The organism is Falsirhodobacter deserti, from assembly GCF_004015795.1.
Lineage (GTDB): Bacteria > Pseudomonadota > Alphaproteobacteria > Rhodobacterales > Rhodobacteraceae > Falsirhodobacter > Falsirhodobacter deserti.
Window position 1 is genome coordinate 124,818 of record NZ_ML137218.1, and the last position, 24,618, is coordinate 149,435.

The window sequence follows — 24,618 nt, forward strand, 5'->3', positions numbered from 1 at the left end:
GTGTAGCAGGCTGCCTTTCGCAACGGAGGTGATCCATGGGACGCAAGCGCAAGGGCCGCGCGATTTCGGGCTGGCTGGTCGTGGACAAGCCGGCAGGCATCACCTCGACTTCGGTCGTGAACAAGGTACGCTGGGCGCTGGGCGCGCAGAAGGCCGGCCATGCGGGCACGCTGGACCCTGCGGCAACGGGCGTTCTGGCCGTGGCGCTGGGCGAAGCGACCAAGACCGTTCCCTACATCACAGATGCCCTGAAATGCTATCGTTTCATGGTGCGGCTGGGTCAGGCGACGACGACCGACGATGCCGAGGGCACTGTCATCGCCGAATCTGCCGACCGCCCCACCGATGAGGCGATCGCAGCCGCACTGGCTGCCTTCCGGGGTGACATCATGCAGGTGCCGCCGCAGTTTTCCGCCGTGAAGGTGGAGGGCGAGCGCGCCTATGACATCGCCCGTGCGGGCGAAGAGATGGATCTGGCCGCCCGCCCGCTTTGGGTGGAAAGCCTGATCGTTCTGTCGCGCCCCGATGTCGACCATGTGGAGCTGGAGATGGTGGGCGGGAAGGGCGGCTAGGTCCGTTCCATCGCGCGGGAGCTGGGGGCGGCGCTCGGGTGTCATGGGCCTGTGCAATGGCTGCGCCGCACATGGTCGGGCCCCTTCACCGCCGAGGAAGGCATCTCGATCGAGGAGATCGAGCGCCTGGCCCAGCAGCCGGAACTTGATGCCCACCTGAAGCCGCTGGAAATGGGGCTGGCCGATCTGCCGCAGCTTCAGGCCACGCCCGAAGGTGCGGCACGGCTGAAGAACGGCAACCCCGGCATGGTCATGACCGGCGCTGAATACGGCGACGAGGCATGGGCCTCTTACCAAGGGCGGGCGGTGGCCGTCGGCATCTACAAGGGCGGGGAGTTGCACCCGTCGCGCGTGTTCGTCGAATGATCCAGCGCACGCATGTGAAGGGGGATGCCCCCTCCACCGCCGTTTATTCCGATTGCGAGCGGTATCGTTTCCTGCTGACCCGCACATGGGACGAAGGCGGGAAAAAGGCGCTGTTCATCATGCTGAACCCCTCGACGGCGACCGAATACCAGAACGATCCCACCGTCGAGAGGTGCGAGCGCCGTGCCCGGGCGTTGGGCTTCGGTGCGTTCCGCGTCTGCAACATCTTCGCGTGGCGCGATACCGATCCCAAGAAGATGCGCGCTGCGCCCGAACCCGTGGGAGCGGGCAATGACGAGGCGATCGTGGACAGCGCCCATTGGGCCGATACCGTCGTCTGCGCATGGGGCACGCATGGCGCCTTCCTGAACCGCGGCCCGCAGGTGGAAGCGCTGCTGCGCGCCACGGGGCTGCCGCTGTATCATCTGGGGTTGTCGAACGCGGGGCATCCCAAGCATCCGCTTTACATCGGCTATGCCGTTCAGCCGGTGCTGTGGACGCCAGCAACCATGTGAGTGGTCACGGCCGCGAAGAACACCCCGCTCGCGGCCAGCACGAAAACATGCCAGATCGTCTTGTGAAACGGCATCCGGTGGCGAAGATAAAACAGCGTGCCGACGGTATAGATCACGCCTCCGGTGACGATCAGCGACAGCACGGGCGGGCTCATCGTGGCGAAAAGCGGCCAGCCGGCCACGACGCCGGCCCAGCCCATCGCGATGTAAAGGCCGAAACCCAACCATTGAAAGCGGTTTGGGGCGATTACCTTCAGCGTCACGCCCGCTGCTGCCGCGCCCCATAACAGGATGACCAGTGGCATCTGGCTTGGGCCCGAAAGCAAGACGAACACCGTATAGGTTCCGGCGATCTTGAAATAGATGGCCGAATGATCCAGCCGCCGCAGCACGCCATGCCATCCGGCCAGCGGCACCATGTTGTAAAGCGCCGAGCAGACGAGCATCCCGATCAGCGTCGTGCCATAGATTGCCGTTCCGATCAGCGCCGGCGCCTCGGGGCGCAGGATCGCCGTCAGCGTGATCAGCACCGGCACCGAGACAAGCGCCAGCACCGTTCCCAGCACATGCACCGTTGCATCGCTGAGCCATTCGGATCGGGAATAAATCTTGCGGCGTGTTGTGACGGTCATGGGCGGGATGTAGGAAGCAGAACGGTTTTCGCAAACCATTGGCCCATTCTTGCACGCGCATTGCCGCAGCGCTGCGCGCGGCGCAACAAAATAACATCTTGAAGCTGTCATTCTTGCAATTTATGACGCTCCTCAGCCAAAAGCCGGAGGATTCCCGATGTCCGATGCCCGTTTCGACAAGTCGAAGCTTCCCAGCCGCCATGTGACCGAAGGTCCGGCGCGTGCCCCACACCGCAGCTATTTCTATGCGATGGGGATCTCCGAGGAAGAGATACATCAGCCCTGGGTTGGCGTCGCCACCTGCTGGAACGAGGCCGCGCCCTGCAACATCGCGCTGAACCGTCAGGCGCAGTCGGTGAAGATGGGCGTGAAGAAGGGCGGCGGCACCCCGCGCGAATTCACCACCATCACCGTGACCGATGGCATCGCGATGGGGCATGAGGGGATGCGCTCCTCGCTCGCCTCGCGGGATGCGATCGCCGACACGGTGGAGCTGACGATGCGCGGCCACTGCTATGACGCGCTGGTGGGCCTTGCGGGCTGCGACAAGTCGCTGCCGGGGATGATGATGGCGATGGTTCGCCTGAACGTGCCTTCGGTTTTCGTGTACGGTGGATCGATCCTGCCGGGCAAGCTGAACGGCAAGGATGTCGTGGTTCAGGACGTGTTCGAGGCGGTGGGCAAGCATGCCGCCGGCACCATGTCCGATGCCGAGCTTCAGATCCTTGAGCGGGTGGCCTGCCCCTCGGCCGGGGCCTGTGGCGGGCAGTACACCGCCAACACCATGGCCTGCGTATCGGAAGCCATCGGTCTTGCGCTGCTGAACTCCTCGGGGGCGCCGGCACCTTATGAATCGCGCGACCAGTATGGCGATTATTCGGGTCAGGCCGTGATGAACCTGCTGGAAAAGAACATCCGCGCCCGCGATGTCGTGACGCGCAAGGCGCTGGAAAACGCGGCCCGCGTCGTGGCCTGCACCGGTGGTTCGACCAATGGCGGCCTGCACCTGCCGGCCATCGCCCATGAGGCGGGGATCGATTTCGACCTGATGGACGTGTGCGACATCTTCCGCGACACCCCTTATTTCGTGAACCTGCGGCCGGGCGGCGATTACGTCGCCAAGGACCTGTTCGAAGCGGGCGGCGTACCGGTCGTGATGAAGGAACTGGCGCGCGCGGGGCTGCTGCACCTTGATTGCCTGACCGCGTCTGGCGAGGAGCTGGGCGAGACGCTGGGCCGCATCACCCATGAACCCGACGGCAAAGTGATCCACTTCATCGACAAGCCCATCACCAAGACCGGTGGCGTTGTTGGCCTTAAGGGCAATCTTGCCCCGGAAGGCGCCATCGTGAAGGTTGCCGGCATGTCCGAGGCCGAGCAGGTGTTCCGCGGCCCCGCCCGCGTGTTCGAATGCGAGGAAGAAGCTTTCGAGGCCGTGCAGAAGCGTGAATATGCCGAAGGCGACGTGATCGTCATCCGCAACGAAGGCCCCGCTGGCGGGCCGGGCATGCGCGAGATGCTGTCCACCACCGCCGCGCTTTCGGGGCAGGGGATGGGCAAGAAGGTGGCCCTGATCACCGACGGCCGCTTCTCGGGTGCGACGCGCGGCTTCTGCGTCGGCCATGTTGGCCCCGAGGCTGCGCATGGCGGGCCGATCGCGCTGCTGGAAACCGGCGACATGATCACGCTGAACGCCGTGACGGGCGAATTGTCGGTCGATCTGACGGATGAGGAACTGGAACGCCGACGTCTGGCATGGAAAGGTCCGCGTCCGACGGAATACGAATCCGGTGCGCTTTGGAAGTATGCGCGGCTGGTTGGCGGCGCGCGTTACGGGGCCACGACCCATCCGGGTGCAAAGGCCGAAAAGCACATCTACATGGATCAGTAAGCACGGAATGTAACGGTTCCTGCCGGTTCGCCTGAAAAGGCGGGCCGGGCAAATCATTATTAACGCGCGTAAATCTTTGATTGCGCGATCGGGGAATCCGGTCCAAAACGTTCTTGGTCATCATGAACGGGGGCTTCCGCGTGGCAGGCGATCAAGGCAGTTGGCTGGAGCGGGCGCTTTACGGGCGCAGTCTTGCCCATTGGGCGGATGAAGCCGAACACGCAGACCGGACGGACCTTCTGCGCCTGAAAGTCCTGCGCAAACGGGCTTGGGCCCTGCGTACGCATCTGGACCGCCTGATCGCGAAAACCGAAAGCCGCCTGCGCCCCGAGCCTGCGATCGAGCGCCCCCTTGGCACCGACTGGTTCTGGCGCCCGTCCTTGTGGAACGAGATCCAGTCGCCTGGCATCGTGACCAGCGATCGTTCCGTGCTATGCAAGGACGTGATGCTGTTTCACGATTGCACCCTGAACGAACTTGGCGTGCAGCAGATCCGCAACCGCGATGCCGCGTCGGGCACGGCGCATGCGATGCAGATCGACGTTTTCGAATTCCGCGGCGGGTTCCTGTCGCTGGCCATCGAACTGCCGGCCGAGGCTGTTCAGGGCATCCGCCGGAAACATCTGATCGGCCTGACGCTGACCATGGATGCCGAACGCCCGCAGCGGGTTTTCGCACGGTTGAACCTGCGCCACGGCCCCAATACCGAACAGTTGCTGGCCGAGATCGGAGATGACCGCACGGTCGAATTCGACCTTGCCTATACAAAGTTGAACGAGGCGCGGGCCGAGAAGATCTGGCTCGACCTCATATTCGAGGATCCTCGGATGAATCGGATCGTTCTGCGGGACCTGACCATGATCCGCAGACCTCGGGCGGAGATCTGACAATGGTGCAGCTGATACGCGAAGGCCTGCGGGCCGGAACCTGGCATGGGCTGGTGGTGAACACCGAGTCGCCAAACATCGAGGTGCTGCTGCATGGCGAACCCGTCAGCGGCGTGACCATCACGACCGAGGATACGCAGCGCCACCGCATCGCCGTTCCCGTCGCCCCCGAAGTGCTGGTCGACGGCATCCAGACCTTCGTGATCCGCGAAACCTCGGGCGGGGTGCTGGGCCATTTCACCATCGGCGCGGGCAACGGGATGGAGGATGACCTGCGGGCCGAAATCGATCTGCTGCGGGCGGAGCTGGAGCTGCTGAAACGCGCTTTTCGCCGCCACTGCGCCGAAACCTCCGCGTGACGCGGCCCCTGCGGCGTGCTAGCTGCAGGTAATGGATAGATTGCCCTCGAAAGAGCAGATCCTTCAATGGATCACCGATAACCCGACGCAGACGGCCAAGCGCGACATCGCCAAGGCCTTCGGCATCAAAGGGGGTGCGCTTCGGATCGAACTGAAGCGCCTGCTGAAAGAGATGGAGGCCGATGGCGCGCTGCAGCGCAAGCGGCGCAGCTATCGTGACGCCGCCACCCTGCCGCCCGTTTCGATCCTGCGGATCGAGGGGCCGGACGCTTCGGGCGATCTTTTCGCGCTGCCTCTGGAATGGGAAGGCGAAGGCGATGCCCCGCGCATCCTGATGCGCACTGCCCCGTCCGATGCGCTTGGCGCGGGGGACAAGGTGCTGGCGCGCCTGACGGCCGTGGAGGACGAGGATCACACTTACGAGGGTCGGCTGATCCGCAAGATCGGGTCCAACCCGCTGCGCGTGCTGGGCATCTTCCGCAAGGGGGCGGACTTCGGCCGCATCGTGCCCATCGACAAGGGGCAGGACAAGGAATGGCTTGTCGCGCGCGAGGATACGAACGATGCCCGCGACGGCGAATTGGTGGAGGCCGAGCAGGCCGGATCCAAGCGCATGGGCCTGCCGCGTGCGCGGATCGTGGCGCGGCTGGGCGATCCGTCGGCCCCGCGTGCCATCTCGCTGATCGCGATCCACCAGCACGGCATTCCTGATCATTTCCCCGATTCCGTGGTGGCCGAGGCGGAGGCTGCTAAACCCGCGCCCATGGACGGGCGCGAGGATCTGCGCGATCTGCCGCTGGTCACCATCGACCCTGCGGATGCACGCGACCATGACGATGCTGTCTATGCCGAGGCTGCGCCGGACGGGGGCCATATCGTCTGGGTCGCCATTGCGGATGTGGCCCATTATGTCACGCCCGGTTCGCAACTAGACCGCGAGGCGCGGCGGCGCGGCAACTCCACCTATTTCCCCGATCGCGTGGTGCCGATGCTGCCCGACGTGCTTTCGGGTGATCTGTGTTCGCTGCATGAAGGCGTGGACCGTCCCTGCCTTGCCGTGCGGATGCATCTGGATGCCGATGGCAACAAGATCGGCCATCGCTTCGTGCGCGGGATGATGCGCTCTGCCGCCAGCTTGACCTATGGCGAAGTGCAGGCCGCGCAGGATGGCCAGCTTTCGGACCGCACGGCCCCGCTGATGGATGACATCATCGCGCCGCTATATGGTGCATATCAAGCGGCGAAGGCAGCGCGGGACCGTCGCCAGCCGCTGGATCTGGACCTGCCGGAACGGCGGATCGAACTGACCGAGGATGGCAAGGTCGCCTCTGTCGCGTTCCGCGAACGGCTGGACGCGCACCGCCTGATCGAAGAGTTCATGATCCTTGCCAATGTTTCGGCGGCCGAGGAACTGATCCGCCTGCGCCGCCCCCTGCTGTTCCGTGTTCACGAAGAACCCAGCCCCGAAAAGCTGGACGTGCTGCGCGAGATTGCCGAAGCTTCGGGCTTCACGCTGGCGCGGGGGCAGGTGTTGCAGACCAGCCACCTGAACCGTCTTCTGGATCAGGCGGGCGGCACCGATTTTGACGAGCTGATCAACGTCACGACCCTGCGGTCCATGACGCAGGCCTATTACTACCCCGAGAATTTCGGCCATTTCGGGCTGGCGCTGCGGAACTATGCGCATTTCACCTCGCCGATCCGCCGGTATTCGGACCTGATCGTGCACCGCGCGCTGATTTCGGGGCATGGCTGGGGCAAGGACGGGCTGTCGCCGTTCGATATCGAGAATCTGGCCGACACGGCAAAGCAAATCTCGGATACGGAGCGCCGGTCGATGATGGCCGAACGCGACACGAACGACCGCTATCTGGCGGCGTGGCTGTCCGACCGGGTGGGGGCGGAGTTTACGGGACGCATCGCTGGCGTGCAGCGCTTCGGCCTGTTCGTGAAGCTGGACGAAACCGGTGCGGACGGGCTGATCCCGATCCGCAGCCTTGGGCACGAGTTCTTCCACTTCGATGCCGACAGCCAAGTGCTGACGGGCAGCAATTCCGGCCTTGTTCTGGGCATCGGGCAGCGCGTTCTTGTGCGGCTGGTGGAAGCCGTGCCGGTGACCGGCGGACTGATGCTGGAACTGCTGGAACTGGAGGGCGACGCCCTGCCGCGCCGCCCGCAGCAAAAGCGCGGCCGTGGCGGCCCGCGGAAACCCGCCAAGGTTGAGCGGAAACGCCGCGTCATCCGGTCACGCCATTAAGCAATCCTTTGCCACCGCGCGTGTTGGGGCTACACTCGGCCCCAACAATAAGATCGAGCGGTGAAGACCAATGCGGAACATCCTTCTGACGGCCAGCGTGCTGACCCTTCTTGGCGCCTGCGCCAGCCCCGGAAACGTGACAACCTCGCCCCGGCCGGTTACGGCCTCCCCTGTCGATGCAGGCTCGGAGGCTGGCATGCGTGCCTGGATCGCCGGCTTCCGCCCGCGGGCGGAACGCGCGGGCATCAGCCCCGCCACGTTGAACCGGGCTTTTGCCGATGTCCGTTACAACGCCGAGGTGGTGCGCCTTGACGGGCGGCAGTCGGAATTCACCAAGACCGTCTGGCAGTATCTGGAAAGCGCCGTTTCCCCCAGCCGGATCGAGAACGGGCGGGCGATGCTGGCCCGCTATGCCTCCACCCTCGATGCGATCGAGGCGCAATATGGCGTGGACAAGGAAATCGTCGTCGCCGTCTGGGGCATGGAATCAAACTATGGCGCCAATCGCGGAAACTTCCACCTGATCGAAAGCCTGACGACACTGGCCTATCACGGGCGGCGCGCGTCCTTCTTTGAAGCGCAGCTGATCGACGCGCTGAAGATTGTGCAGGCGGGCGATGTGACACCCGCCAACATGACCGGAAGCTGGGCCGGCGCGATGGGGCACACGCAGTTCATGCCGTCCTCGTTCCTTGGTTATGCCGTCGATTTCAACGGCGACGGGCGGCGCGATATCTGGTCGGATGATCCGACGGATGCGCTGGCTTCCACCGCGGCCTATCTTGCGCGGTCCGGCTGGCAGCCCGGCGGAATCTGGGGAATGGAGGTCGTGCTGCCGCAGGGCTTCGATTACAGCCGGATCGGCAAAAGCACCCGCATGGCTGCAGCCTCGTGGGCGGCGCAAGGCGTGCGGTCTGCGGACGGGCGTGCCCTGCCGCAGGGGGATGCGTCGATCCTGCTTCCGGGCGGGGCGAAAGGCGCGGCTTTTATGATCTTCCAGAACTTCCGCGCGATCGAACGGTATAATGCCGCCGACAGCTATGTCATCGGCGTGGGGCATCTGGCGGACCGGCTGAAGGGCCTTGGGCCCATCCGCAACATTCCGTCCGATGCCGAAGCACCGCTGAGCCGCAGCCAGACGCAAGAGCTGCAGGAAAGGCTGACGCGCCGCGGCTTTGACACGCAGGGCACCGACGGGCGCGTGGGGCCGAACACCGTGGCGGCGATCACCGCCTATCAGCGTTCGGCCGGGTTGATCCCCGACGGGTATGCCAGCGCCTCTTTGCTGGCGCGCCTGCGTTAACCGCAGCGCACGGCGGTGATGACACCCTTCGCGTCCGTTTCCACGTTCAGGCGCGAGGGGTTGAAGTCCAGCGTCACCGGCTGGTTCGGCCGGATGATGCGCAGCGTGTAGGGCGTTTGCATCCCGCTCAGGCTGGCCGAATCCTTGCCGATCCAGGTTTGGTAAGGTCCTGCCTCGCAGGTGGCCGGGGCGACGACGGTGGTGCGGGTCGTGGTCTCGCAAGCGGCGAGCGTCAGACCTGCGACGATGAATGCGATGTATTTCATGATGTCCTCCATGATTGTATGAGGTAGTACGGGAACTGGCGCGCGCCACAGGCTCTGCTACAACCGACGAAAAGGAGCCTTCATGCCCGATGACCGCACACCCCGCCTTTGCGTCCTGATCGACGCGGACAACGTGCCTGCACATTACGCCGAAAGCATTTTCGAGGAGATCGCCTCGCTAGGCGAGGCTTCGGTCCGGCGCATCTATGGCGACTGGTCGGCGCTGCGGCTGAAGAACTGGGCCGAAAAGGTGGCAAGCCTTGGCCTTGTGGCCGACCAGCAGTTTTCCAACACGCGCGGAAAGAACGCCTCGGATATCGGGCTGGTCATTTCAGCCATGGATTTCCTGCATTCCGGGCTGTTCGATGGCTTCGTGCTTGTCAGCTCTGACAGCGATTTCACGCGGCTGGCGGCGCGGATCCGCGAACAGGGGCTGGATGTTTACGGGATCGGGGAAAAGAAAACGCCCGAAGCGTTCCGCATGGCCTGCAAACGTTTCATCTATGTCGAGAACCTGACCGCGCGCGAAACGCCAGAGCCGGAGCAGCCCGCGACCCCCCGCCCCGCGAAAGAGCCGCCCGCCAGCGCTATTCCCCTGATCGCCGCCGCCATGCGCGCCATCGATCCGGAGGGGGAGTGGTATTCGCTGGGCCAGATCGGCCAATACATTACACAGGCCAATCCCGACTTCGACACGCGCACCTATGGCGCGGCCAAGCTGTCGGACCTCGTGCGCAAGGTCAGCCGGTTCGAGGTGGTGATGGGCGAGGGCGGTCAGCTTCTGGCGCGCGACCTCGCCTGAAGGGTCAGGCGAAATAATCGCGCAGGATGCGGGTGTAGATTGACTTAAGCGTGTGGATGTCTTGCACCCGCACGCGTTCATCCACCGCATGCATCCGGTGGCCGACCAGCCCGAATTCGACCACGGGGCAGTGATCCTTCACGAAACGCGCATCTGATGTTCCACCCGAGGTGGACGGTTCGGGGTGGCGTCCCGTTTCCGCCATCACCGCGCTGGCAACAAGTTCGGTCAGCGCGCCGGGCGGGGTGACGAAGCTGTCGCCGCTGATCTTTGCGGACAGGGTGATGACCACGCCGGTCTCGGCCTCGACCTTCGCGGCTTCGGCACCAAGGCGTTCGATCAGGCCTTGGCCGGAATGTTCGTCGTTGAAGCGGATGTTCACGGTGGCCCGCGCCTCCGCCGGGATGACGTTGGTGGCAGGGTTGCCGGTGTCAAAGGTGACCGTGGCAAGGGTCGAGGCGTCGAAATGGGCATTGCCTTCGTCCAGCGGGGTTTCCTCCAGCCGTGCGATCAGGCGGGCCAGCGCGGCAACGGGATTTTTTGCGCGGTGAGGATAGGCGGAATGGCCCTGCAAGCCCTTGGCGGTGAACTTCACGGTGACCGAGCCGCGCCGGCCGATCTTCATCATGTCGCCTATCACCTCGGGGCAGGTGGGTTCGCCCACAAGGCAGACATCCATCTTTTCGCCCTGCGCGGCCATCCAGTCCAGCAGCGCCACCGTGCCATGTTCGGCATCGGCTTCCTCATCCCCAGTCAGGGCAAGGATGAGGGCGCCGTCGGGGGGCGTGTCCTTCACGAAATCCACCGCAGCCGCCGCAAAGGCCGCCACGCCGGATTTCATGTCGGTCGCGCCGCGCCCGTACAGCCAGCCATCCTCGATCACCGCCTCGAAGGGGTCATGCGTCCAGTCGGCGACATTGCCCTCCGGCACCACATCCACATGGCCGTTGAAGCCGAAGGTGCGGTTCGCGCCCTGCCGTCCCCAGCGGGCGAAAAGGTTGCAGATGCCGCCGCGATCCACCCGCGTGCAAGCAAAGCCGGCCTCGGTCAGCAAACGCTCCATCAGTACCAGCGCGCCGCCCTCGTTCGGGGTGACGGACGGGCAGCGGACAAGTTCGGCGGTCAGCGCGACGGGGTCGGTCATGGGGATCACTCGTAGAAAGGGGTCATCTGGGCCACGACGACCGAATTTTCGGCCAGCGCGCGTTCCATCAGCTCGCGCTCCTCGTCGTCGATCTCGTCGCCGTTCTTCAGCCGTTCATCCAGCGTGCCATAGCCGGACACGTCCAGCGGGGCGAGGTCGGCCTGCTTCAGGATGGCGACGGTTTCGCGCACGGCCTCTGCCTCGTCCACGCCCGAGGCATAGCAGATCAGCGCCGCGCCCGTCGCCTTGTCGGGCAGGCCGTCGCCCGGCTTGCGGCCAACCTCGATCACCAGCGTAAAGACCTGTTGGGGGCGCTTTTCGGTCATGGTCCTATCCTTTTGCCTTGGTTTGGCAGGTTCGCGGGCGGGGCGCAACAAACGAAAACACCCCGCGCGGTTGCGCGGGGTGCGGTTCGGAATATGCCGCCCGGATCAGGTCTTGCGGCGCAGCATGCGGCCCAGTGCGATCAGGATGCACGCACCGATGACACCCACGACCAGCTGGCCGATCCAGCCGCCCAGCGTCGCGCCCAGAAGCGTGACGAGGATGAAGTTCATGATGAGAGCACCGAGGATACCCAGGATGATGTTCATCAAAAGCCCGTGGTCGGACTTCATCAGCTTCTCGGCGATCCAGCCTGCGATTGCGCCAACGATGATGGCGGCGATCCACCCAAGTCCTTGCATGTCCGTGTCCCTTCAGTAGGTTGCTGTTAAGCGGGCAACGCAACTGCGGGCGGCAAGGTTCCGCCGGTCAGTCCCGAAGAAGTTCGTTGATGGACGTTTTCGAACGGGTCTTGGCATCCACCTTCTTCACGATGACGGCGCAGTAAAGATGCACGCCGTTCTTGGAGGGCAGCGAACCGGACACCACGACCGAACCTGCCGGCACTTCGCCATACATCACTTCGCCGGTTTCGCGATCCACGATCTTGGTGGACTGGCCGATATAGACGCCCATGCCAAGGACCGAGCCTTCGCGGACGATCACGCCCTCGACCACCTCGGAGCGGGCGCCGATGAAGCAGTTATCCTCGATGATGGTGGGGCCGGCCTGCATGGGTTCCAGCACGCCGCCGATTCCGACACCGCCCGACAGGTGGACGTTCTTGCCGATCTGGGCGCAGGATCCGACGGTGGCCCAGGTATCGACCATGGTGCCTTCATCCACGAATGCACCAAGGTTGACGAAGGACGGCATCAGCACAACGCCCTTGGCGATGAAGGCCGACCGGCGGACGACGCAGTTCGGAACGGCACGGAAGCCTGCGGCTTTCCATTCACTCTCGCCCCAGCCGGCGAACTTGCTGTCCACCTTGTCCCACCAGCCGCCGCCCTGCGGGCCGCCCGACTGCATCTCCATGTCCTTCAGGCGGAAGCCCAGAAGCACCGCCTTCTTCGCCCACTGGTTGACGTGCCAGTCGTTGCCATGCTTTTCGGCCACGCGCAGGGTGCCGGCATCAAGCGCCGACAGCGTCGCTTCGATGGCATCGCGCGTTTCGCCGGTGGTGGCGGGGGTGATGGTGTCGCGGGCTTCCCACGCGGCTTCGATGGCGGTTTTCAGCGCGGCGTTCGTCACGGGGCATCCTTTCAATTGGGTCTGGAATGGCTATAAACGCGGGGGGCATGCCCCGCAACTCGCGAAGGACGGACATGAACGAAGAGACCCGCAAGCACCCGCTGCGCCATTCGGCCCAAGACCGCCAAACCGCCGACAGGGTGCCCGAAACGCCGCAGAGCCGATCGCCCGCCTATCGTCTGGCCTTTGCGGATGAAGATTTCCTGACGCGAGAGGAGCTGCGCCCGATCCGGCTGCAGCTGGAACTACTGAAGGTGCAGATGTCGCTGGACGAAGAAGGTGTGGACAGCACCATCGTCCTGTTCGGCGGGGCGCGCATTCCCGAGCCCGCGAAGAAGGACACGGCCCGCACCCCTGCACTGGCCGAGCTTTCGCATTTCTATGATGAAGCGCGTCGCTTCGCCCACCTGATGACGGAACGCTGCCTTGCCAATGGCGGGCGGACGGGCGTCATCTGCACCGGCGGCGGGCCGGGCGTGATGGAAGCCGGCAACCGCGGCGCGGCCGAAGCGGGCGGCCGTTCTGTCGGGCTGAACATCGTGCTGCCCTTCGAACAGGCGCCGAATGCCTTTGTGACGCCGGAGCTTTCGTTCAACTTCCACTATTTCGCATTGCGGAAGATGCACTTCCTGATGCGGGCCGAGGCGCTTTGCGTTTTCCCCGGCGGCTTCGGCACGCTGGACGAGATGTTCGAAACGCTGACGCTGATCCAGACCCGCCGCATGAAGCGCATCCCCGTGCTGCTGTTCGGACGCGCCTTCTGGGATTCGATCATAAACTGGGAGGCGCTGGAAGCGTCCGGCACCATCGCGGCCACGGATCTGGAGCTGTTCCAGTATGTCGAAACGGCCGAAGAGGCCGTTGCCGCGCTGGACGCGTGGGAGCCGCCGCCGCTTGGCCCGCTGGTGCGCTAGACCTTCGACAGCTCTGAATGGAGCTTGAGGATCTTGTCCCCGTCTTCCTGTTTCAGCAGGTAGGCGGGGCATTTCTTTGATCCGTTCCGGGTCACCTTCTTGCCCTTCAGGGTGCGTTGTACCTTGCGGGTAAAGATATCGGCAACCTCGGCCTTTGCCGTGCTGCCGCCCCAGTTCCATTGAACCGTGTCGCCCTTGTGGAATCGTGTCATCCGCATCTCCCTTTCGCGGGGCAACCGCGAAAGGGGCAGGGCGTTCCCGTCAAAGGCCGGCTTCGGCCGCGATTTCCGCGCGCGACTTGCGCTGGCGTTCGGTTGCCGATTTCAGCTGCCCGCAGGCGGCCATGATATCCTCGCCGCGCGGCTTGCGGATGGGGGAGGCATAGCCGGCATGATAGATGATGTCGGCGAACTTCTCGATCCGGTCCCAGTCCGACCGCTGGTAGGCGCTGCCGGGCCATTCGTTGAACGGGATCAGGTTGATCTTGGCTGGAATGCCCTGGATCAGCTTCACCAGCCGCTTGGCATCGGCATCCGTATCGTTCACGCCCTTCAGCATCACGTATTCAAAGGTGATCCGTTCGGAATTCGACAGGCGCGGATAATCACGCAGCGCGTCCAGCAGCGTCTTGATGTTCCAGCGCTTGTTGATCGGGACCAGCTTGTCGCGCACCTCGTCGGTGGTGGCGTGGAAGCTGACCGCCAGCAGGCAGCCGATTTCCTCGGCGGTCTTGGCGATTTCCGGCACCACGCCAGAAGTGGACAGCGTGATGCGGCGGCGCGACAGCGACAGCCCCTCGCCATCCATCACGACCTTCATCGCGTCGCGCACGTTGTCGAAGTTGTAAAGCGGCTCCCCCATGCCCATCAGGACGATGTTGGACACAAGGCGCTGTTCATCCTTGGGCGCGCCCTGTTCCGGCCATTCGCCCAGATCATCGCGTGCCAGCATCAGCTGGCCGACGATTTCGCCGGCTGTCAGGTTGCGGACCAGCTTTTGCGTGCCGGTATGGCAGAAGGAACAGGTCAGCGTGCAGCCCACCTGCGATGATACGCAAAGGGTGCCGCGGCCTTCTTCGGGGATGTAGACGGTTTCGACCTCGTGCCCGCCGGCGATGCGGACAAGGTACTTGCGCGTCCCGTCTTCCGAGATCTGGCGGCTGACAACCTCGGGGATGACGATGTCGAAATGATCGGCCAGCTTGGCGCGATAATCCTTGGCAAGGTTGGTCATTGCCGCAAAATCGCGCACGCCCCAGTGATAAAGCCACTGCCACACCTGCCCGACACGCATCTTCGCCTGACGATCGGGCGTGCCCATTTCCACCAGCGCGGCGTGAAGCTGCGGGCGGGTCAGGCCGATGATGTTCGTCTTCGCACCCTCGGGCAGCTTGCGCGGAAGGGTCAGCACGTCCTGCGTGATGGGGGCGGTGGCGTTCATGGCGTCCTCGAGGATGTGGGGAAGGCAGGTATATAAGCGATTCCGGCTGCAAATTAAATGCAAAAACGCCCCGGAACCTGCCGGGGCGCCTTGCATCTGCCGCATGGCTTACTTGCAGCGGTTCTCGGCCTCGGTCATCGCGGCGGTGAACCCCATGAGCGAGAAGGTATCTTTGGTTTGCGTGCCGCGGGCCGACCGCGCCGTCAGCACCGCTTCGGACCCGGCCTTCATCGCGGCCAGCACGGCGGCATCGCCCGCGCTATCGGCCGGCCACGCCCAGTCGCCATCCGTCACCAGCGAGAAGGAGCGGCCGTTGATTTCCATATCCACGGTGGAGCCGCCGGCGAAGGGATAGCCGCCCGTGAAGGAAACCGCACCATTGGCGCCCGCACCGGGACGGAAGGTGACGTAAAGCAGGATGTCGCCGCGCGACACTTCGGCAGGCTGGCCGTTGCGCGTGTTGACGGTACTTTTCGGGCTGGAAACGCCCCAACATTCCTTCGGCCCGTCCTCGGTGAACACGCTCCAGTCGGTCTTGGTGGCCACCCGATTCGTCGATTCCTGCGCAGCGGCGCCGGTCGCGGCAAGTGCCAGCATGGCCGCGCCGATCAGGCGCGCGTTCAGCGATGTCATGTCCCAGCCTCTCCGTTCCGGCCCGGCCTGCGTCTTTGCGCGATTCAATGGCGCGGGCCCGTTCAACTCGATGACCGTTCATACCGTGAAAGTCCCGCGCTTTCAAAGGCCATCTGGCAGGCCATCGCGTATCTGTGAGGCAATGGCCGCCCGCAAGCTTGAAACCGCCGTTCCGAGGGGCAACATCAACTGGATGAGCACCACGATCCCCTTCACCCCCGCCGCTGCCGAACAGGTCCATTTCGACCGGAAGGAGCTTGGCCTGATCCTGTCGCTTTACGGCCGGATGGTGGCGCAGGGCGAATGGCGCGATTACGGCATTTCCGGCCTGCGCGAACTTGCGGTGTTTTCGGTCTTTCGGCGCACGGCCGAATTCCCGCTTTACCGGATCGAGAAGCGGTCGAAGCTGCGCCAGCGGCAGGGGATGTATTCGGTCGGGGGGATGGATGGCCAGATCCTGCGGCGGGGGCACGATCTGGCACAGGTGCTGCGGGTGCTGGAGCGAAAGTCGATCCGCGCCGTGGATTAGGGGCGGCGCCGTGCGGCCAGCGGATGCCCCGCGGCCGCGATGCGGTCGATGGCCACCTCGATATCCTCGATCACGGTGGACATGAACGCGCCCGTGGCGTGGATCATGCGCCTTTCGTCCATTGCCATGGCGACATGGCCCTTCCAGAACAGCAGATCGCCCCGCTGCAGCGGCCCTTCAACTTCCGTTCCGATGGACTGCTGAAGATCGCTGTCGCCCGGGCAGCGCCGTCCGCAGGCCAGCTGCGAGATTTGCACAAGACCCGAACAGTCGATCCCGGCGCGGCTGTTCCCGCCCCAAAGATAGGGCGTGCCAAGAAACCGTTCGGCCACGGCCACGGGGTCGGCCATCCAGTTGCCCAGCGGGCGCAGATGCGCGCCCCAGATGAAGCCTTTGGTGGTTTCCAGCCAGGGCCCCTGTTCGCCGATGACCGTCAGGCGCGCGCCCATGGTCAGCACGTCGATCACCCGCGCCTGAACGCGCGGTTCGGGATAAAGATGGCTGGCCGGAAAGGCGAGCCAGTGCGTCTGCGGCAGCGCCGGTTCCAGCGCGGTGGTGGGAAGCCAGCCGCAATATCCGTCCTTGGTCGCAAAGCCGAAGGCGAAGTGGTGATCGTGATCCACCACGGTGAAGCTTTCGCCCATCACAAGCTGACGATCCCGCGCGCCTTGCGGGGCTGCCAGAAGGTCGACCAGCGGGACGGAGATCTGCCGCGCCTCTCCCTCCGTGAAGGCGGGGGCGTCGATCTTGCCGCGCAGGCTTTCATGCGCAATGCGGCGGGTTGCGGGGGTCATGCGCCGGTCCATGAGGTCACACCCGCAGCAGATCGGGAAGGGCGGCAAGAATGGCCCGCGCCCCTTGGCCGACGCCCCCTTTCGGGCGTGCGGGCGCATCTGAGGGCTGGTGGCCATAGATGTCGAAATGGACATAACGCCCCTTGGTGAAGCGCCGAAGGAACAATGCCGCCGTGATCGCGCCCGCCATGCCGCCGCCCGGCGCATTGTCCAGATCGGCGATGGCCGGTTCGATCATCGTTTCATAAGGGTCCCAGAAGGGAAGCCGCCAAAGCGGGTCGCGCACCTGCGTTCCCGCCTGTTGCAGGGCTGCTGCTGCCGCGTCGTCATCGGTGAAGAAGGGCGCAAGATCCGGCCCCATCGCCACGCGGGCCGCGCCCGTCAGCGTCGCCATGGAGATGGTGAGATCGGCCTCCTCCTCCGCAGCAAGCGCCAGCGCATCGGCCAGAACCAGACGCCCCTCGGCATCGGTGTTGTTCACCTCCACCGTCAGGCCCTTGCGCGAGGTCAGGATGTCGCCCGGCCGCATCGCCCGTTCGGATACCGCATTCTCCACCGCCGGGATCAGCACGCGCAGACGGATCGGCAGATCAAGCGCCATGATCGTTTGTGCCAGCCCCAGCACCGCCGCTGCGCCGCCCATGTCCTTTTTCATCAGCAGCATGGAGGCGGCAGGCTTGATGTCCAGCCCGCCCGTATCGAAGCAAACCCCCTTGCCCACCAGCGTCAGTTGCGGCCCGCCCGTGCCCCAGCGCATGTCCAGAAGGCGCGGCGCGCGGTGCGATCCCTGACCGACGGCATGGATCATCGGAAAGCCGGTTTCCAGCGCCTCCCCCTTTGTCACCTCAAGCTGCGCGCCGTGGCGGGAGGCGAGGGCTGCGACCACCCCCTCAAGCTCCTCCGGGCCCATATCGGCAGCGGGGGTGTTGATCAGATCGCGCGTCAGCCATTCGCCTTTGGCGATATGCACCAGACGTTCGCACCCGTCGGGCAGCTTCAGCCGGGCGCCCATGGTGGTTCCCTTGCGATATCGGCCAAAGCGGTAGCCGCCCAGCAGAAAGGCCAGCACGGCCTCGTCCCGGTCGGCGTCGCTCATCGCGCCCTCAAGATGCCAGTCACCTTCCGGCAGGCGGGCGGCGGGGGCAAGGCCGAACCGCACGCGGCGGCGGGTGGCAGCCGTTCCGTGGCCGATGACGGCTGCGGCAGGGGCCCCGTCAATGCCGGGCAAAAGCCGCAGATCCCCAAGTGCCGCCGCAAAGCCGCTGCCGCGCAGCCATGCCGAAACGGGCGCGGTCTGCTGTGCCAGCCACCCCTCCAGCGCTTCGGCGGAAACGATGTGCAGTGGACGCGAGGTGGCGTCGGGTGCGGAAATGGCAAGGGTCATGGCAGGCTCCGGTCTTGTAGCGGGCCGAGCCTAGTCCTTTGCCGGACCGCTGCAAGCGCCTATTGCTGCGCCTGAAGGAGGTCACTGGCGGGATTCAGCGCAGCCTCGGTCAGGCGCAGAACCCGGGCCCAAAGCGCCGGAAAGGCCACGCCGCCCAGATGGTGTTCGGCCGCGGCGGCGGCGTCCGCCAGCGATAAAAGGCCCAGATCCGCCGCCATCCCGGCGATCTGCCGAAGCCGCGCGGGCAGGGCCTCCAGATCGCGCTGCTTTTCCAGATCGGCCGCCTTTGCCGTTTCCAAGGCAAGGGCAGCAAGGCGCTTGCGAACGATACGGGCCGCCTGTCCGCCATGATCGCGGTATATTCCCGCAACAGGACCCGGATCATGCCGGATGACGTCCTGCGGGGTAAGGGTATGGATTATTGCCATCAATGCTCGCCCTTTCCGCTGCTGCAGGCCTTGATGCGACGGAACAGTATTTCGTCGCCGCCGGTTCCATGTAAAAAGACCGTCACCCGGCATTTGCCCCTCGGTCCAAACGACAGGAGTTCCGATGAAGGACGCACGCCCTCTGCCCCATTACCTTATCCAGCGCTATCATGGATGGCGCGCCACGACCTATGCGGCCAATCACGCATGGTATCGCCGCCTGGCCGGCGAGGGGCAGCATCCCCGCGCGATGGTCATCGCCTGCTGCGACAGCCGCGTGGACGTGGCCCAGATCTTCGGCGCCGATTCGGGAGAGCTGTTCATCCACCGCAACGTGGCCAACCTTGTGCCGCCCTATGATCCCGATGGGGATTATCACGGCACCTCGGCCGCCGTGGAATATGCGGTGACGGCGCTGAAAGTGGCGCATCTGGTGGTGCTTGGCCATTCCAGCTGCGGCGGCGTGAAGGGGTGCCACGACATGTGCGAAGGCCGTGCGCCGGACCTCGAGGCATCAACCTCGTTCGTGGGCCGCTGGATGGACATCCTGCGTCCCGGCTATCAGCGTGTGAAGGAAGCGGCCCCGGCCGATCCCCTGCGCGCGCTGGAAAACGAGGCGGTGATGACCAGCCTTGAAAATCTGATGACCTTCCCCTTCGTGCGTGATGCGGTGGCCGGCGGCCTGCTGACCCTGCACGGGTGCTGGAACGACATCGGCGAAGGCGGGCTGGAACATTACGATTGGCGCGAGCGCGCCTTCGTCCCCGTCTGATCAGCGGGAAAGCTCTGCCGTCAGGCGGGCGCGCACACGGTCCTTGTCCCTTGCGATCATGCCGGGGACAAGGAACAGATCCACGACCCACCAGACCAGCACCACAAGCGATGTGATGCCGAAGGTCAGCATTCCCAGCAGCATCAGGACCAGCATCGCAAGGCCCGTCTTCAGATGGCCAAGATAGATGCGATGCACACCGAAGGTGCCAAGAAAGAACCACAGAAGATAGGCCGCGGCGGTGGACTTCGCCTCGTTCGTGACGCGCTGTTCGACCAGAATCTGCTGTTGGGTATCAAGCATGGAAACACCTTCCAAATTATCATGACGGCGTTTCTGGGCGCGTGGTGCGCCCGATGCAATGAAAAAGGCGCCCCGCAGGGCGCCCTTTCCGTCAGCCTTTCTTCAGGCAGCGCTTGCCCAGAACCTCGGCGATCTGCACCGCGTTCAGCGCCGCGCCCTTGCGCAGGTTGTCCGACACACACCAAAGGTTGATGCCATTGTCGATCGTGCTGTCCTGACGGATGCGCGAGATGTAGGTGGCGTATTCGCCCACGCTTTCGATCGGGGTGATGTAGCCGCCGGTCTCGCGCTTGTCGACGACAAGGATGCCGGGGGCTTCGCGCAGGATGTCGCGGGCCTCGGCCTCGTCCAGGAAGTCCTCGAACTCGATGTTGATGGATTCCGAATGGCCGACAAAGACGGGCACGCGCACGCAGGTCGCGGTCACGCGGATGTCCTTGTCGAGGATCTTCTTCGTTTCGGCGACCATCTTCCACTCTTCCTTGGTGGAACCGTCGTCAAGGAAGACGTCGATATGCGGGATCACGTTGAAGGCGATCTGCTTGGAGAATTTCGACGGTGCAACTTCCTGACCGGGAACGTAAAGGCCCTTGGTCTGGTCCCAAAGCTCGTCGATGCCTTCCTTGCCGGCACCCGACACAGACTGGTAGGTGGACACCACGACGCGCTTGATCTTCGCGCGGTCATGCAGCGGCTTCAGCGCGACGACCATCTGCGCGGTGGAGCAGTTGGGGTTCGCAATGATGTTCTTCTTGGTGTAGCCATCCACGGCTTCGGCGTTCACTTCCGGAACGACCAGCGGCACCGCCGGATCGTAGCGGTAAAGCGAGGAGTTGTCGATCACGACGCAGCCCGCTGCCGCAGCCTTGGGCGCATAGGTTTTCGTCGCTTCCGAACCCACGGCGAAAAGCGCCATGTCCCAGCCGGCAAAGTCGAAGGTGTCCAGATCCTTGGTCTTCAGTGTCTTGTCGCCAAAGCTGACCTCGGTGCCAATGGATTTGCGCGACGCCAGCGCCACGATTTCATCGATCGGAAACTCGCGCTCGGCGAGGATGTTCAGCATTTCGCGACCCACGTTACCCGTGGCGCCCGCGACGACGACCCTGTAGCCCACGATGGACCTCCTTTTCGTCTGAGAGGGACATCCCTTTATCGTCAAGGGACGCGTCCCCTTACTGCACACACCGAAAAGTTGAAAGGTTTATCCGTGAGGATGCAGAAAAAAGCGCGATTCTTGCGCGATCAGGGCCTGCACCCATTCCGCCTCGGCTGAAAAGTCATGTGGAACCTGATCGGCCCCCCGACGACCGGAAAGTGACAGGGATGCAAAGAAATCGAAACCGTAAAGATCGACCTGTTTCGCATCCGAACGCGCCAGAAGGTCGATCATCATCGCGCCTGTGGTGGGGGGCGCGCCAAGCCGTTCCTTCAGCGCGGCATAATCGGCCAGCGGGTGCAGATAGAAGCCCTTCCGCTGCGCCACGCTCCATGGCAGCCGCTTGCGCTTGTGCGACATCCACAGCACCCGCTGCGGTGAAAGCTGCGCCAGCGCCTTTTCGTTAATGCTGGTCGCAAGCGCCAGGATGTCGGTTCGCGTGCCATGGGATCTGGCCGCGGGCATGGGCGCACGGTTGATGCGAATTACGATATGGGCCGCTTCGATGCTTGCGCCATGATCGGCCTGCGCCAGCGCCCGCGCATTGCCCACCAGCGCCACGCGGCGATCGGCCCACTCATCCAGCAGGGCGGGTTGCGGGGTGGAAAGGGCAGACAGGGCCGCCTCGTTCCGCAGGGTGCGCGCGATCAGGAAAGACAGCTGGTTCATGACAGCATCCGGCGGTAGACGGCGATCAGCGCCTCGGCCTCATCCTCGATCCGGAAACCGTTTTCAACGCGGCTGCGGGCGGCTTCGGCCATTCGCGGCAAGGAGGGATCGTCCAGCATCTGCGCGATCGCTGCCCGCAGGGCGGGCAGATCGTCGGGCGGAACAAGAAGGCCTGCCTCCGGCCCCACCAGTTCCTCGAACGCGCCTACGCGGGTGGCGACCACCGGAACGCCGCAGGCCATCGCCTCCAGCGGTGTCAGGCCGAAGCCTTCCCACCGCTGCGGGGCGACATAAAGATCCAGTGCGGCATACCAGTCGGGCATCCGGTCCACGCTCACTTCGGGCTTGAACAGGATGCGCGCTTCAAGACCGGCGGCGGCGACGCGCGCCTTCAGATCGTCAAGAAAAGGGCGGTCCTTGTCCACAGCCCGCCCCATGACGATGGCCGTTCCCGCGCGTGCAGGCAGCAGGTCGATCATCGCGTCGACGAAATGATCCGTCCCCTTCGAGGCGCGGATGCGCCCGAAGCAGCCGATCAGCGGGCCTTGGGGCAGGCCCAGGCGCCCATGCAGGGCCGCCTTGTCGGCCGGACGGAAGGTGGCGGTGTCGATGCCGTGCAGGATCACGTCGGCCTCCCGCTCCAGATAGGCGGCACCCTTGGCCGAGGTGGCCACAACCCCGTCCATCTGCCTGATCAGCCACTTCGTCCAGCCGCTGTGGCTGCGCTGCGAGGCAGAGGTGAACAGCAGCCGGAACCTGCGCCGCAGCAGCCGCGCCAGGATCAGGCCCAGCAACATCTCTGTGTTTCGGCGGGCATGCCAGACGCGCCAGCGGTCGCGCGGAAGGGTTGCAGCCCGCCACAGCGGAACATGCGGCACACCGGCAGGCAAGCCCGGGCCAGTAGCCACGATGCCGATGCTGCGGGCCTGTACCGGCACCAGCCGTGCGATGGTGGCCGTGACGCCCGACAGGCGCCGCTTCAGGTTGGGGGCGATGACCAGAATCTCCATGCGCCCTGCCTAGATTGTCGTTCAGTCGAACACCAGCTTGGCGATGACCAGCACGATCGCGGCCCCGATCAGTGCCACCAGTGCCACGGCAACCAGCCCGCCAGCCGCCAGCAGGCTGAGGCCAAGAAGGCCAAGCACCACCGGCACGGCCACAGCCGCGATGATGCCTGTCACGATGTAACGTGCGCGGTTGCCGCCTGCGACTTTCGACGCGATCCAGCCTGCCAGCGCGCCGATGATGACCGTCAGAACCAGTGCGGCCCAGCCGATGCCGTGAAGAACGTCTTCCATTGGAGTCCTCGTTCATTTCGCTTCCGGGATGAACATAGGGTGAGGCGCGAAGAAATCCGCTTTCCTTGTTGCCGCAGGCGGTTAACTTCGGTGCAAAGAGTGAGGTGGAAGATGCGGGATTGGTGGCGCGGATCGGTGACGTATCAGATCTATCCCCGTTCGTTCCAAGATTCGAACGGCGACGGGATCGGGGATCTGCCGGGGATCACGCGGCGGCTGCCGCATGTTGCCTCGCTTGGGGTGGATGCGATCTGGCTGTCGCCGTTCTTCCCCTCGCCCATGCTGGACATGGGGTATGACGTTTCGGATTATCGCGGCGTGCATCCCGATTTCGGCACCCTTGCCGATTTCGACAAGATGCTGCGCGTGGCGCATGATCTGGGCCTGAAGGTCATCATCGATCAGGTTCTCAGCCATTGCGCGATCACGCATCCGCTTTTCGCGGAAAGCCGCCGCGACCGCACCAATGCCAAGGCCGACTGGTTCATCTGGGCCGATCCGAGGCCCGATGGCACCCCGCCCAACAACTGGCTTTCAGTGTTCGGCGGCCCCGCATGGACATGGGATGCCGGCCGCCGCCAGTTCTACATGCACCACTTCCTGGCCGGACAGCCAACCTTCAACTTCCACAATCCCGCGGTGCAGGAATACTTCCTTGATGTGCTGCGCTTCTGGCTGGACCGGGGGGTGGACGGGTTCCGGCTGGATACCGTGAACTACTATTTCCACGATGTCAGGCTGCGGTCGAATCCCGCGCTGCCGATGGCGCGGCCCCCCATCAACCCTTATGACATGCAGGACCAGATCCACACCAAGACGCAGCCCGAAAATATCGGCTGGCTGGAGAAGATGCGCGCGCTGACCGACAGCTATCCCGACCGCATGATGGTGGGCGAGGTTGGCGACGCCCTGCGTGGGATCGAGGTGATGGGCAAATACACCAAGGGCGAAAAGCGCCTGCACATGGCCTATTCGTTCGAGATGCTGGGCGATGCCCATTCCGCCCGCTTCTTCCGCAAGACCGTGGAAAGCTTCTTTGCCGGTGCGCCCGACGGCTGGCCCTGCTGGGCGTTTTCGAACCACGATGTGCCGCGCCATGCGGGCCGGTGGACGGGGCGCGGCAGGATCGAGGATGTGGCCAAGCAGTCGGCAGCGCTGCTGCTCAGTCTCGAAGGGTCGATCTGCCTTTATCAGGGGGAGGAACTGGGCCAGACCGATACGGAGCTGGAGTATCACGAGCTGACCGACCCCAAGGGCCTGCGTTTCTGGCCGGATGAAAAGGGCCGCGACGGATGCCGGACGCCGATGGTCTGGGATGAAAGCCGTCACGGCGGTTTCACCACCGGCACGCCCTGGCTGCCGGTGAAGCCGCCGCAGGCTGCTCGCCACGTTGCCGCACAGGAGGCGCGTCGCGATTCCGTGCTGCACGCCTATCGCGACATCCTTGCCTTCCGGCGGGCGCAAAAGGTGTTGCGGCGCGGGCAGACGCGGTTTCTTGACCTGCCAGAGCCGATCCTGGCTTTCATCCGCTGGCTGGGAAAGGAGGAGATGTTGTGCATCTTCAACCTCGGCCACGAAGCCGTCACCCTTCAAATCGAAGGCGTGGAGGGTAGCGTCGGGCCCGATCATCACGCCGAACTGGACGTGACGGAATTGCGGCTTGGCCCCAACGGCTATGCCTGGATGCATGTGGGGGCGGATCTGGCGTTGCGCGTCCGCTGAT

The 24,618-nt window shown here is 64.4% G+C and carries 28 protein-coding genes and 1 pseudogene; 12 read left to right on the forward strand and 17 right to left on the reverse strand.

What is annotated here, in order from left to right:
• Positions 1-35: 35 nt before the first annotated feature.
• A pseudogene (gene truB, locus JX25_RS00620) lies at positions 36-938 on the forward strand (tRNA pseudouridine(55) synthase TruB).
• Positions 935-1,453, forward strand: a complete 519-nt coding sequence (locus JX25_RS00625) for a DUF1643 domain-containing protein (RefSeq protein ID WP_128253203.1) — start codon at positions 935-937, stop codon at positions 1,451-1,453. Before truB ends, JX25_RS00625 begins: the two are co-directional and overlap by 4 nt.
• On the opposite strand, the gene trhA is transcribed toward JX25_RS00625, so the two are convergent.
• Positions 1,420-2,085 (reverse strand): PAQR family membrane homeostasis protein TrhA, encoded by a 666-nt coding sequence (trhA, locus tag JX25_RS00630; protein WP_128253204.1) that lies wholly within the window; start codon positions 2,083-2,085, stop codon positions 1,420-1,422. The genes JX25_RS00625 and trhA overlap by 34 nt on opposite strands.
• Positions 2,086-2,242: 157 nt before the next feature.
• On the opposite strand from trhA, the gene ilvD reads away from it, so the two are divergent.
• The 5 genes from ilvD to JX25_RS00655 all read left to right on the forward strand — a co-directional run bounded on the left by ilvD (position 2,243) and on the right by JX25_RS00655 (position 8,782).
• The gene (gene ilvD / locus JX25_RS00635) at positions 2,243-3,976 is read left to right on the forward strand and encodes a dihydroxy-acid dehydratase (protein WP_128253205.1); all 1,734 of its coding nucleotides are present in this window, start codon (positions 2,243-2,245) and stop codon (positions 3,974-3,976) included.
• Between the two features lie 140 nt (positions 3,977-4,116).
• Positions 4,117-4,863, forward strand: coding sequence for a DUF6478 family protein (locus tag JX25_RS00640; RefSeq protein ID WP_128253206.1), 747 nt, complete (start codon positions 4,117-4,119; stop codon positions 4,861-4,863).
• A 2-nt stretch (positions 4,864-4,865) separates the two neighbouring features.
• Positions 4,866-5,222 (forward strand): hypothetical protein, encoded by a 357-nt coding sequence (locus tag JX25_RS00645; RefSeq protein WP_128253207.1) that lies wholly within the window; start codon positions 4,866-4,868, stop codon positions 5,220-5,222.
• Positions 5,223-5,253: 31 nt separating this feature from the next.
• On the forward strand, positions 5,254-7,479 hold the full coding sequence (gene rnr, locus JX25_RS00650; RefSeq protein WP_128253208.1) for a ribonuclease R: 2,226 nt from the start codon (positions 5,254-5,256) through the stop codon (positions 7,477-7,479).
• 70 nt (positions 7,480-7,549) lie between these two features.
• Positions 7,550-8,782, forward strand: coding sequence for a lytic murein transglycosylase (locus tag JX25_RS00655; RefSeq protein ID WP_128253209.1), 1,233 nt, complete (start codon positions 7,550-7,552; stop codon positions 8,780-8,782).
• Here JX25_RS00655 and JX25_RS00660 read toward each other — a convergent pair.
• The gene (locus JX25_RS00660) at positions 8,779-9,048 is read right to left on the reverse strand and encodes an I78 family peptidase inhibitor (protein ID WP_164876017.1); all 270 of its coding nucleotides are present in this window, start codon (positions 9,046-9,048) and stop codon (positions 8,779-8,781) included. The two genes, JX25_RS00655 and JX25_RS00660, sit on opposite strands and share 4 nt — an antisense overlap.
• A gap of 82 nt (positions 9,049-9,130) precedes the next feature.
• On the opposite strand from JX25_RS00660, the gene JX25_RS00665 reads away from it, so the two are divergent.
• Positions 9,131-9,850, forward strand: coding sequence for an NYN domain-containing protein (locus JX25_RS00665; protein ID WP_128253211.1), 720 nt, complete (start codon positions 9,131-9,133; stop codon positions 9,848-9,850).
• A 4-nt stretch (positions 9,851-9,854) separates the two neighbouring features.
• On the opposite strand, the gene dapE is transcribed toward JX25_RS00665, so the two are convergent.
• From dapE to dapD, 4 genes are all read right to left on the reverse strand, one after another.
• Entirely contained in the window at positions 9,855-11,000 is a 1,146-nt protein-coding gene (gene dapE, locus JX25_RS00670; RefSeq protein ID WP_128255128.1) for a succinyl-diaminopimelate desuccinylase, read from the reverse strand.
• Positions 11,000-11,320 carry a hypothetical protein gene (locus tag JX25_RS00675; RefSeq protein ID WP_128253212.1) on the reverse strand — a complete coding sequence of 107 codons (321 nt, stop codon included), beginning with the start codon at positions 11,318-11,320 and terminating at the stop codon, positions 11,000-11,002. The genes dapE and JX25_RS00675 overlap by 1 nt, the downstream gene beginning before the upstream one ends.
• Positions 11,321-11,425: 105 nt before the next feature.
• Positions 11,426-11,680 carry a GlsB/YeaQ/YmgE family stress response membrane protein gene (locus tag JX25_RS00680; protein ID WP_128253213.1) on the reverse strand — a complete coding sequence of 85 codons (255 nt, stop codon included), beginning with the start codon at positions 11,678-11,680 and terminating at the stop codon, positions 11,426-11,428.
• Between the two features lie 67 nt (positions 11,681-11,747).
• On the reverse strand, positions 11,748-12,572 hold the full coding sequence (gene dapD, locus JX25_RS00685) for a 2,3,4,5-tetrahydropyridine-2,6-dicarboxylate N-succinyltransferase (RefSeq protein WP_128253214.1): 825 nt from the start codon (positions 12,570-12,572) through the stop codon (positions 11,748-11,750).
• A 74-nt stretch (positions 12,573-12,646) separates the two neighbouring features.
• Here dapD and JX25_RS00690 point away from each other — a divergent pair, with 74 nt between their 5' ends.
• Entirely contained in the window at positions 12,647-13,486 is an 840-nt protein-coding gene (locus tag JX25_RS00690; protein WP_128253215.1) for an LOG family protein, read from the forward strand.
• Here the strand turns inward: JX25_RS00690 and JX25_RS00695 are convergent.
• From JX25_RS00695 to JX25_RS00705, 3 genes are all read right to left on the reverse strand, one after another.
• Positions 13,483-13,698, reverse strand: a complete 216-nt coding sequence (locus tag JX25_RS00695; protein ID WP_128253216.1) for a hypervirulence associated TUDOR domain-containing protein — start codon at positions 13,696-13,698, stop codon at positions 13,483-13,485. The two genes, JX25_RS00690 and JX25_RS00695, sit on opposite strands and share 4 nt — an antisense overlap.
• A gap of 49 nt (positions 13,699-13,747) precedes the next feature.
• Positions 13,748-14,926: a dual-specificity RNA methyltransferase RlmN gene (rlmN, locus tag JX25_RS00700; RefSeq protein ID WP_128253217.1), complete on the reverse strand. Its 1,179-nt coding sequence runs from the start codon at positions 14,924-14,926 to the stop codon at positions 13,748-13,750.
• A 108-nt stretch (positions 14,927-15,034) separates the two neighbouring features.
• On the reverse strand, positions 15,035-15,559 hold the full coding sequence (locus JX25_RS00705; RefSeq protein WP_128253218.1) for an invasion associated locus B family protein: 525 nt from the start codon (positions 15,557-15,559) through the stop codon (positions 15,035-15,037).
• Positions 15,560-15,752: 193 nt separating this feature from the next.
• Between JX25_RS00705 and JX25_RS00710 the strand changes: the two genes are divergently transcribed.
• Positions 15,753-16,088 carry a DUF2794 domain-containing protein gene (locus JX25_RS00710; protein WP_128255129.1) on the forward strand — a complete coding sequence of 112 codons (336 nt, stop codon included), beginning with the start codon at positions 15,753-15,755 and terminating at the stop codon, positions 16,086-16,088.
• Here JX25_RS00710 and JX25_RS00715 read toward each other — a convergent pair.
• Genes JX25_RS00715 through JX25_RS00725 form a run of 3 tightly spaced genes read right to left on the reverse strand, consistent with a single transcriptional unit; the run spans position 16,085 to position 18,694 of the window.
• Positions 16,085-16,894 carry a C40 family peptidase gene (locus tag JX25_RS00715; RefSeq protein WP_128253219.1) on the reverse strand — a complete coding sequence of 270 codons (810 nt, stop codon included), beginning with the start codon at positions 16,892-16,894 and terminating at the stop codon, positions 16,085-16,087. The two genes, JX25_RS00710 and JX25_RS00715, sit on opposite strands and share 4 nt — an antisense overlap.
• A gap of 4 nt (positions 16,895-16,898) precedes the next feature.
• A complete protein-coding gene (locus tag JX25_RS00720) occupies positions 16,899-18,266 on the reverse strand; it encodes a leucyl aminopeptidase family protein (RefSeq protein WP_128253220.1) in 1,368 nt (455 codons plus the stop codon).
• Positions 18,267-18,325: 59 nt separating this feature from the next.
• The gene (locus JX25_RS00725; RefSeq protein WP_128253221.1) at positions 18,326-18,694 is read right to left on the reverse strand and encodes a hypothetical protein; all 369 of its coding nucleotides are present in this window, start codon (positions 18,692-18,694) and stop codon (positions 18,326-18,328) included.
• A 124-nt stretch (positions 18,695-18,818) separates the two neighbouring features.
• On the opposite strand from JX25_RS00725, the gene JX25_RS00730 reads away from it, so the two are divergent.
• On the forward strand, positions 18,819-19,466 hold the full coding sequence (locus tag JX25_RS00730) for a carbonic anhydrase (protein WP_128253222.1): 648 nt from the start codon (positions 18,819-18,821) through the stop codon (positions 19,464-19,466).
• Here JX25_RS00730 and JX25_RS00735 read toward each other — a convergent pair whose 3' ends face one another.
• The 5 genes from JX25_RS00735 to JX25_RS00755 form a co-directional block, all read right to left on the reverse strand.
• Positions 19,467-19,769 (reverse strand): TM2 domain-containing protein, encoded by a 303-nt coding sequence (locus JX25_RS00735; protein ID WP_128253223.1) that lies wholly within the window; start codon positions 19,767-19,769, stop codon positions 19,467-19,469.
• Between the two features lie 91 nt (positions 19,770-19,860).
• Complete coding sequence (locus JX25_RS00740) at positions 19,861-20,883, reverse strand: aspartate-semialdehyde dehydrogenase (RefSeq protein WP_128253224.1); 1,023 nt, start codon at positions 20,881-20,883, stop codon at positions 19,861-19,863.
• Positions 20,884-20,970: 87 nt separating this feature from the next.
• Entirely contained in the window at positions 20,971-21,594 is a 624-nt protein-coding gene (locus JX25_RS00745; RefSeq protein ID WP_128253225.1) for a glycosyltransferase family 29 protein, read from the reverse strand.
• Positions 21,591-22,604: a glycosyltransferase family 4 protein gene (locus JX25_RS00750; protein WP_128253226.1), complete on the reverse strand. Its 1,014-nt coding sequence runs from the start codon at positions 22,602-22,604 to the stop codon at positions 21,591-21,593. The genes JX25_RS00745 and JX25_RS00750 overlap by 4 nt, the downstream gene beginning before the upstream one ends.
• A 21-nt stretch (positions 22,605-22,625) precedes the next feature.
• Positions 22,626-22,895 (reverse strand): GlsB/YeaQ/YmgE family stress response membrane protein, encoded by a 270-nt coding sequence (locus JX25_RS00755; RefSeq protein ID WP_128253227.1) that lies wholly within the window; start codon positions 22,893-22,895, stop codon positions 22,626-22,628.
• A 111-nt stretch (positions 22,896-23,006) separates the two neighbouring features.
• Here JX25_RS00755 and JX25_RS00760 point away from each other — a divergent pair, with 111 nt between their 5' ends.
• The gene (locus JX25_RS00760; RefSeq protein ID WP_128253228.1) at positions 23,007-24,617 is read left to right on the forward strand and encodes an alpha-glucosidase family protein; all 1,611 of its coding nucleotides are present in this window, start codon (positions 23,007-23,009) and stop codon (positions 24,615-24,617) included.
• Position 24,618: the final 1 nt, after the last annotated feature.

Coding starts and splice junctions, on each gene's coding strand:
- JX25_RS00755 (WP_128253227.1), bottom strand. CDS start 22,895: ATGGAAGACGTTCTTCACGGCATCGGCTGGGCCGCACTGGTTCTGACG.
- JX25_RS00750 (WP_128253226.1), bottom strand. CDS start 22,604: ATGGAGATTCTGGTCATCGCCCCCAACCTGAAGCGGCGCCTGTCGGGC.
- JX25_RS00690 (WP_128253215.1), top strand. CDS start 12,647: ATGAACGAAGAGACCCGCAAGCACCCGCTGCGCCATTCGGCCCAAGAC.
- JX25_RS00735 (WP_128253223.1), bottom strand. CDS start 19,769: ATGCTTGATACCCAACAGCAGATTCTGGTCGAACAGCGCGTCACGAAC.
- JX25_RS00665 (WP_128253211.1), top strand. CDS start 9,131: ATGCCCGATGACCGCACACCCCGCCTTTGCGTCCTGATCGACGCGGAC.
- JX25_RS00645 (WP_128253207.1), top strand. CDS start 4,866: ATGGTGCAGCTGATACGCGAAGGCCTGCGGGCCGGAACCTGGCATGGG.
- JX25_RS00680 (WP_128253213.1), bottom strand. CDS start 11,680: ATGCAAGGACTTGGGTGGATCGCCGCCATCATCGTTGGCGCAATCGCA.
- rnr (WP_128253208.1), top strand. CDS start 5,254: ATGGATAGATTGCCCTCGAAAGAGCAGATCCTTCAATGGATCACCGAT.
- rlmN (WP_128253217.1), bottom strand. CDS start 14,926: ATGAACGCCACCGCCCCCATCACGCAGGACGTGCTGACCCTTCCGCGC.
- JX25_RS00730 (WP_128253222.1), top strand. CDS start 18,819: ATGAAGGACGCACGCCCTCTGCCCCATTACCTTATCCAGCGCTATCAT.
- JX25_RS00720 (WP_128253220.1), bottom strand. CDS start 18,266: ATGACCCTTGCCATTTCCGCACCCGACGCCACCTCGCGTCCACTGCAC.
- JX25_RS00625 (WP_128253203.1), top strand. CDS start 935: ATGATCCAGCGCACGCATGTGAAGGGGGATGCCCCCTCCACCGCCGTT.
- JX25_RS00660 (WP_164876017.1), bottom strand. CDS start 9,048: ATGAAATACATCGCATTCATCGTCGCAGGTCTGACGCTCGCCGCTTGC.
- JX25_RS00745 (WP_128253225.1), bottom strand. CDS start 21,594: ATGAACCAGCTGTCTTTCCTGATCGCGCGCACCCTGCGGAACGAGGCG.
- trhA (WP_128253204.1), bottom strand. CDS start 2,085: ATGACCGTCACAACACGCCGCAAGATTTATTCCCGATCCGAATGGCTC.
- JX25_RS00705 (WP_128253218.1), bottom strand. CDS start 15,559: ATGACATCGCTGAACGCGCGCCTGATCGGCGCGGCCATGCTGGCACTT.
- JX25_RS00725 (WP_128253221.1), bottom strand. CDS start 18,694: ATGGCAATAATCCATACCCTTACCCCGCAGGACGTCATCCGGCATGAT.
- JX25_RS00655 (WP_128253209.1), top strand. CDS start 7,550: ATGCGGAACATCCTTCTGACGGCCAGCGTGCTGACCCTTCTTGGCGCC.
- JX25_RS00695 (WP_128253216.1), bottom strand. CDS start 13,698: ATGACACGATTCCACAAGGGCGACACGGTTCAATGGAACTGGGGCGGC.
- JX25_RS00710 (WP_128255129.1), top strand. CDS start 15,753: ATGAGCACCACGATCCCCTTCACCCCCGCCGCTGCCGAACAGGTCCAT.
- JX25_RS00675 (WP_128253212.1), bottom strand. CDS start 11,320: ATGACCGAAAAGCGCCCCCAACAGGTCTTTACGCTGGTGATCGAGGTT.
- JX25_RS00760 (WP_128253228.1), top strand. CDS start 23,007: ATGCGGGATTGGTGGCGCGGATCGGTGACGTATCAGATCTATCCCCGT.
- ilvD (WP_128253205.1), top strand. CDS start 2,243: ATGTCCGATGCCCGTTTCGACAAGTCGAAGCTTCCCAGCCGCCATGTG.
- JX25_RS00715 (WP_128253219.1), bottom strand. CDS start 16,894: ATGGACCGGCGCATGACCCCCGCAACCCGCCGCATTGCGCATGAAAGC.